The sequence below is a fragment of the Aeromicrobium sp. genome (assembly GCF_049586495.1).
GTDB lineage: Bacteria > Actinomycetota > Actinomycetes > Propionibacteriales > Nocardioidaceae > Aeromicrobium.
In genome coordinates, this window is record NZ_JBAVCB010000121.1 from 1 (window position 1) to 5348 (window position 5348).

Consider the following 5348-nt stretch of genomic DNA (forward strand, 5'->3'; position numbering starts at 1 on the left):
GTCCTTCACCTGGCGGGCACCCGGACGCGCCTTGAGCGATGCGTGGGGCCTGCTGGTCCCCGTGCGAGTGGCACCCCGTTTCCCGCTGGCGGCGCGCGTCCTGGCCGACGGCGCGCACCTGCGGGCGGCTCTGGGATCGCTGTGGGCGCTCACGCCCGTGATCGGTTTGGTGCTGGGACTGGCGGCTGCCGCGGCGAGCGACGGACGGCCGCTGGCTCCCGGGCTGGCCCTCGTCGTCGTGCTGATGATCGTCGCGGTGTTGGACGCCGCGGCCGGTTTCGCCGCCGCCCTCGGCTTCGCCGGAGCGGTCCTGGTCTCCGGCGGCCTGACGGCGGGCGACCTCACGCTGGCGCAGGGCACGCGAGGCCTGCTGGGCCTGGTGGCGCTGTGGACCCTCGTTCCGTTGATCGCCGGGGCGGCTCGACCGTTCCGACGCCTCGCGGCCGACGGGCAGGTGTACGGCTGGGACCGGCTCGCGGATGCGTCCATCGCCGCCCTGCTGACCGGCTGGGCCGTGCAGGGCGTCGTCAGCAGCCTGGGCGACCTCGTGGGCCGAGCGCAGCCGATCACGCAGCAGGCCGACGGGCTGGCCCTGCTGGCCGTGGGGCTGGTCCTGGTGCGGTTCGTGGTGGAGGAGGTCGTGGCGAACGGATATCCCGCACGCCTGCGCACAGTACACAACTACGCGGAGCCGCCGGCGCCGACAACCGCCGTCCAGGTGCGAGGCATCGCCATCCGCACGGCGCTGATGCTGCTGTTCGCCTGGGCTTTCATCGGCGGCTGCTGGCAGCTGTGGGTGGGCGTCGCGATCTTCGTGCTGCCGCAACTGTTGGACCTGATGGGTGATCGCCTCCCTGACGTCCCGAGTCTGCGTCGAGCCGTCCCCCGCGGCGTGGTCGAGGTGCTGGTGATGATCGTCATCGGCACGGTCATCGCGTACACGATCGACACGGGGGAGGGTCGCCGCGAGATCGACGCCGTCCGCACGGGATTCGTCGCGCTGGCACTGCCTGGCGCCGTGCTGGGGGTGCTGTCCATCCTCGGCGGGGAGCCGCCCGAGCAGCGTTGGACGTGGCCGCGCCAGCTCGCCGGAGCAGCGGTCGTCGTCGTCGCGGTGGTTCTGGTGCTCGTCTGGCTGTGAGGACTGGAACACTGGACGGGTGGCCGACCACTACTTCGACGATCAGCCCGGGACCGCCGACGTGCGCCGATCGGTGCGCGCCACGGTCTGGGGCCGCGAGCACACGTTCACGACGTCGGCCGGGGTGTTCTCGCACGACGGGCTCGACCACGCGACCGCCGTGCTCCTGGCCGAGTCCGAGCCACCCGCCCGGGGCCGTCTGCTCGACCTCGGATGCGGCTGGGGGCCCATCGCGTGCGTGGCGGCCGCCGCGGAACCGGCTCTGGAGGTCTGGGCCGTGGATGTCAACCCGCGCGCCCTGGATCTGACCGCGCTCAACGCCGACGCGCTCGGCGCCCGCGTGCATCCGGCGCTCCCCGAGCAGGTGCCGACCGACCTGACCTTCGACACGATCTGGTCCAATCCACCGATCCGGATCGGCAAGCAGGCCCTGCACGACCTCCTGCTGCAGTGGCTGCCCCGTGTCGCGCCTGGCGGTTCAGCGCGACTGGTCGTGGGCAAGAACCTGGGCGCCGACTCGCTGCAGCGCTGGCTGGTCCAGCAGGGATGGCCCACCGACCGGGTGGCCAGCAGCCGCGGCTTCCGGGTGCTTGAGGTGCGACGCGGCTGATCGCGTGCCCACCACGCACGAGGGGCCCGACACCGTGTGGTGTCGGGCCCCTCGTGCTGAGCTGTCTACTTGTCGTCGGTCTCGGCGGAGGCGTCGACCGTCTCGGCCGCTTCCGGGGCGTCGACGATGGCTTCGTCGACCTCGACCTCCGAGCCGAGATCCTCGTCAGTGACGACGGGCTCGACGGGCTTGTCGGCCTTCGGTGTCTTCTTCGGCTGCTGGTTCTGAGCCGGGAAGTCCTGAGCTTCGACGATCTCGATCACGGCCATGGGCGCGTTGTCGCCCTTGCGGGCCGCGATCTTGGTGATGCGCGTGTATCCACCAGGACGGCTGGCCATGGCCGGGCCGATCTCGGTGAACAGCGTGTGCAAGATGCTCTTGTCACGGATGACCTTGACGACCTGGCGCCGGTTGGCCACCGTGTCGGTCTTGGCCTTGGTGATGAGCTGCTCGGCGTACGGGCGCAGGCGGCGGGCCTTGGCCTCGGTCGTGGTGATCTTGCCGTGCTCGAACAGGTTCTGCGCGAGGTTGGCGAGAATCAGACGCTGGTGGGCGGGGCTGCCGCCGAAGCGAGGTCCCTTGGTGGGCGTGGGCATGAAATGTCTCCAGAATCAATCGGTGAGGCAGTGACGTGAGCCGAAGCTCAGTACTGCTCGTCCTCGGCAAAGCTGGCGTCGTCGTCGTACTCGGTGACGACGGCCGTGGGGTCGAATCCGGCGGGGCTGTCCTTGAGACCCAGGCCCATCTCGACGAGCTTGGCCTTGACCTCGTCGATCGACTTGGAGCCGAAGTTGCGGATGTCCAGCAGGTCCTGCTCCGAGCGGGTGATGAGCTCGCCCACGGTGTGGACTCCCTCGCGCTTGAGGCAGTTGTAGGAGCGAACCGTGAAGTTCAGGTCCTCGATCGGCAGGGCCAGGTCGGCAGCCAGCTGCTCGTCAACAGGCGACGGGCCGATGTCGATGCCCTCGGCCTCGACGTTGAGCTCGCGAGCCAGGCCGAACAGTTCGACCAGCGTGGAGCCGGCCGATGCGATGGCGTCGCGAGGCAGCATCGACTTCTTGGTTTCGACGTCGATGACCAGGCGGTCGAAGTCGGTGCGCTGCTCGACACGAGTCGCCTCGACCTTGTACGTGACCTTGAGGACCGGGCTGTAGATGGAGTCGACCGGCATGCGCCCGATCTCTTCCTCGCCGGTCTTGTTCTGCACGGCCGACACATAACCGCGGCCGCGCTCGACGACGAGCTCGATCTCGAGCTTGCCCTTGTCGTTCAGGGTCGCGACGTGCAGGTCGCTGTTGTGCACCTCGACACCCGCGGGCGGGGTGATGTCGGCAGCAGTGGCGGCGCCAGCACCCTCCTTGCGCAGGTACATCACGACAGGCTCGTCGATGGTCGAGGAGACGACCAGATCTTTGAGATTCAAGATGATCTCGGTGACATCCTCGGTCACGCCGGGGACGGTCGAGAACTCGTGCAGGACACCGTCGACCTTGATCGACGTGATGGCCGCACCCGGGATCGACGACAGCAGCGTACGACGCAGCGAGTTGCCGAGGGTGTAGCCGAATCCGGGCTCGAGGGGCTCGATGACGAACCGCGAACGGAAATCGTCAACAACCTCTTCGGACAGGACGGGGCGCTGGGCGATCAGCATGTTTCTTCCTTTCCGGACCGACCACTATTTGAGGGCCCGGGTCATGGTGCTGTGTGAATCGTGCGGGGGTGAATCAGATCTTGGAGTAGAACTCCACGATCAGCTGTTCCTGGATCGGCAGAGTGATCTGCTCGCGGACCGGCTGGGTGTGGATGAGGATGCGACCGCGGTCAGGCGACACATCCATCCAGCCGGGAACCGTGTCCTGGTCGTGGGTCTCACGCGCGACGATGAACGGCGTGGTCTCCAGCGACTTGGTCTTGACATCGATGATGTCGTGCTTGCTGACCTGGAACGACGGGATGTTCGTCTTGACGCCGTTGACCAGGAAGTGTCCATGGGACACCAGCTGGCGGGCGTGACGACGCGTGCGGGCCAGACCGGAGCGGTACACCACGTTGTCGAGGCGGCTCTCCAGTGCGATCAGCAGGTTGTCGCCGGTCTTGCCGGGACGACGTGACGCGCTCTCGTAGTACTTGCGGAACTGCTTCTCCAGGACGCCGTAGGTGTAGCGCGCCTTCTGCTTCTCGTGCAGCTGCGTGCGGTACTCCGACTCCTTGACACGGGTGCGACCGTGCTGTCCGGGAGGGTAGGGACGCTTTTCGAAGGCGGCGTCGCCGCCCACGAGGTCGACGCCGTAACGACGCGACTTCTTGGTGAGGGGTCCGGTGTAACGAGCCATGAGTCAGAGCCTCCGGTGCTTGGGCGGGCGGCAGCCGTTGTGCGGGCTGGGGGTCACGTCAGAGATGGTGCCGACCTCGAGGCCGACACCGCTCAGCGAACGGATCGCCGTCTCGCGGCCCGAACCGGGGCCCTTGACGAAGACATCGACCTTCTTCATGCCGTGCTCCATCGCCTGGCGGCCAGCAGCCTCAGCTGCCATGCCGGCGGCGTACGGGGTCGACTTGCGCGAACCCTTGAATCCGACGGTTCCACCCGAGGCCCAGGCGATCACAGCGCCGGACGGATCGGTGATGGTGACGTGCGTGTTGTTGAACGTGCTCTTGATGTGGGCTTCGCCCTGCACGACGTTCTTCTTGACCTTGCGGCGCACCTTCTTGGTGGCAGTCTTCGGAGCCATCTAGATCACTTCTTCTTTCCGGAGACGGTGCGCTTGGGTCCCTTGCGGGTACGCGCGTTGGTCTTGGTGCGCTGCCCACGAACGGGCAGGTGCGCACGGTGACGACGACCCTGGTAGCTGCCGATCTCCATCTTGCGGCGAATGTCACCGGTGACCGTGCGGCGAAGGTCGCCCTCGGTCTGGTAGTTCGCTTCGATGTGATCGCGCAGCGCGACGAGGTCAGTGTCGTCAAGCTCGTGGACGCGCTTGTCCGGGCTGATGCCGGTGGCGGCGAGGGTCTGGATGGCGCGGGTGCGACCGATCCCAAAAACATAGGTGAGTGCGATCTCAACGCGCTTGTCGCGCGGGAGGTCTACTCCAACGAGGCGTGCCATGTAGGCAGTTCCTTCCATTCGGCGAGGTGTGGCACCTGAGGCATCCCGACTGCCTCCCAGATCATGGGTGATCTGGAGTCGGGCTCCGGCCTACGCTCCGGAGGTGACCCGCCGGCACCGATGACGCATGGTGTGACGGGAGCGATCAGGTGTTCAGTACTGCTGTGTGTGAAGAAGCTGTGTTCAGCCCTGGCGCTGCTTGTGGCGCGGGTTCTCGCACAACACCATGACGCGGCCGTGGCGACGAATCACCTTGCACTTGTCACAGATCTTCTTCACGCTCGGGTTGACCTTCATGTACGAAGCTCTCTTTTTCGTGAACGTGTGGGTTTCGCGGTATGGAATTGTTCGCTCGCAAGCAAGCTCACTTGTAGCGGTACACGATGCGTCCGCGGCTGAGGTCGTACGGCGAGAGCTCGACCACGACCCGGTCCTCGGGGAGGATACGGATGTAGTGCTGACGCATCTTGCCACTGATGTGGGCGAGT

9 protein-coding genes are annotated in these 5348 nt (G+C 66.8%); 2 read left to right on the forward strand and 7 right to left on the reverse strand.

Features of this window, described 5'->3' with window-relative positions; genetic code table 11:
- On the forward strand, window positions 1-1141 hold a 1141-nt coding region (locus tag WB508_RS06540; protein ID WP_423844075.1), incomplete at its 5' end, for a hypothetical protein.
- 19 nt (window positions 1142-1160) lie between these two features.
- Window positions 1161-1751 carry a class I SAM-dependent methyltransferase gene (locus WB508_RS06545; protein WP_423844076.1) on the forward strand — a complete coding sequence of 197 codons (591 nt, stop codon included), beginning with the start codon at window positions 1161-1163 and terminating at the stop codon, window positions 1749-1751.
- Window positions 1752-1816: 65 nt separating this feature from the next.
- On the opposite strand, the gene rplQ is transcribed toward WB508_RS06545, so the two are convergent.
- The 7 genes from rplQ to infA all read right to left on the reverse strand — a co-directional run.
- The gene (gene rplQ, locus WB508_RS06550) at window positions 1817-2347 is read right to left on the reverse strand and encodes a 50S ribosomal protein L17 (RefSeq protein ID WP_423844077.1); all 531 of its coding nucleotides are present in this window, start codon (window positions 2345-2347) and stop codon (window positions 1817-1819) included.
- A 47-nt stretch (window positions 2348-2394) separates the two neighbouring features.
- Window positions 2395-3405: a DNA-directed RNA polymerase subunit alpha gene (locus WB508_RS06555; RefSeq protein WP_423844078.1), complete on the reverse strand. Its 1011-nt coding sequence runs from the start codon at window positions 3403-3405 to the stop codon at window positions 2395-2397.
- Window positions 3406-3478: 73 nt separating this feature from the next.
- The gene (rpsD, locus tag WB508_RS06560; protein ID WP_423844079.1) at window positions 3479-4087 is read right to left on the reverse strand and encodes a 30S ribosomal protein S4; all 609 of its coding nucleotides are present in this window, start codon (window positions 4085-4087) and stop codon (window positions 3479-3481) included.
- A gap of 3 nt (window positions 4088-4090) precedes the next feature.
- Window positions 4091-4486: a 30S ribosomal protein S11 gene (gene rpsK, locus WB508_RS06565; RefSeq protein WP_423844080.1), complete on the reverse strand. Its 396-nt coding sequence runs from the start codon at window positions 4484-4486 to the stop codon at window positions 4091-4093.
- A gap of 5 nt (window positions 4487-4491) precedes the next feature.
- The gene (gene rpsM / locus WB508_RS06570; protein WP_423844081.1) at window positions 4492-4860 is read right to left on the reverse strand and encodes a 30S ribosomal protein S13; all 369 of its coding nucleotides are present in this window, start codon (window positions 4858-4860) and stop codon (window positions 4492-4494) included.
- Window positions 4861-5043: 183 nt separating this feature from the next.
- Window positions 5044-5157 carry a 50S ribosomal protein L36 gene (gene rpmJ / locus WB508_RS06575; protein ID WP_118394364.1) on the reverse strand — a complete coding sequence of 38 codons (114 nt, stop codon included), beginning with the start codon at window positions 5155-5157 and terminating at the stop codon, window positions 5044-5046.
- A gap of 67 nt (window positions 5158-5224) precedes the next feature.
- On the reverse strand, window positions 5225-5348 hold a 124-nt coding region (gene infA / locus WB508_RS06580), incomplete at its 5' end, for a translation initiation factor IF-1 (protein WP_423844082.1).

What these genes read in the sequence shown, in the direction of transcription:
- WB508_RS06555 (WP_423844078.1), bottom strand. Translation starts at nt 3,405, where the DNA reads ATGCTGATCGCCCAGCGCCCCGTCCTGTCCGAAGAGGTTGTTGACGAT.
- rpsD (WP_423844079.1), bottom strand. Translation starts at nt 4,087, where the DNA reads ATGGCTCGTTACACCGGACCCCTCACCAAGAAGTCGCGTCGTTACGGC.
- rplQ (WP_423844077.1), bottom strand. Translation starts at nt 2,347, where the DNA reads ATGCCCACGCCCACCAAGGGACCTCGCTTCGGCGGCAGCCCCGCCCAC.
- rpsK (WP_423844080.1), bottom strand. Translation starts at nt 4,486, where the DNA reads ATGGCTCCGAAGACTGCCACCAAGAAGGTGCGCCGCAAGGTCAAGAAG.
- rpsM (WP_423844081.1), bottom strand. Translation starts at nt 4,860, where the DNA reads ATGGCACGCCTCGTTGGAGTAGACCTCCCGCGCGACAAGCGCGTTGAG.
- rpmJ (WP_118394364.1), bottom strand. Translation starts at nt 5,157, where the DNA reads ATGAAGGTCAACCCGAGCGTGAAGAAGATCTGTGACAAGTGCAAGGTG.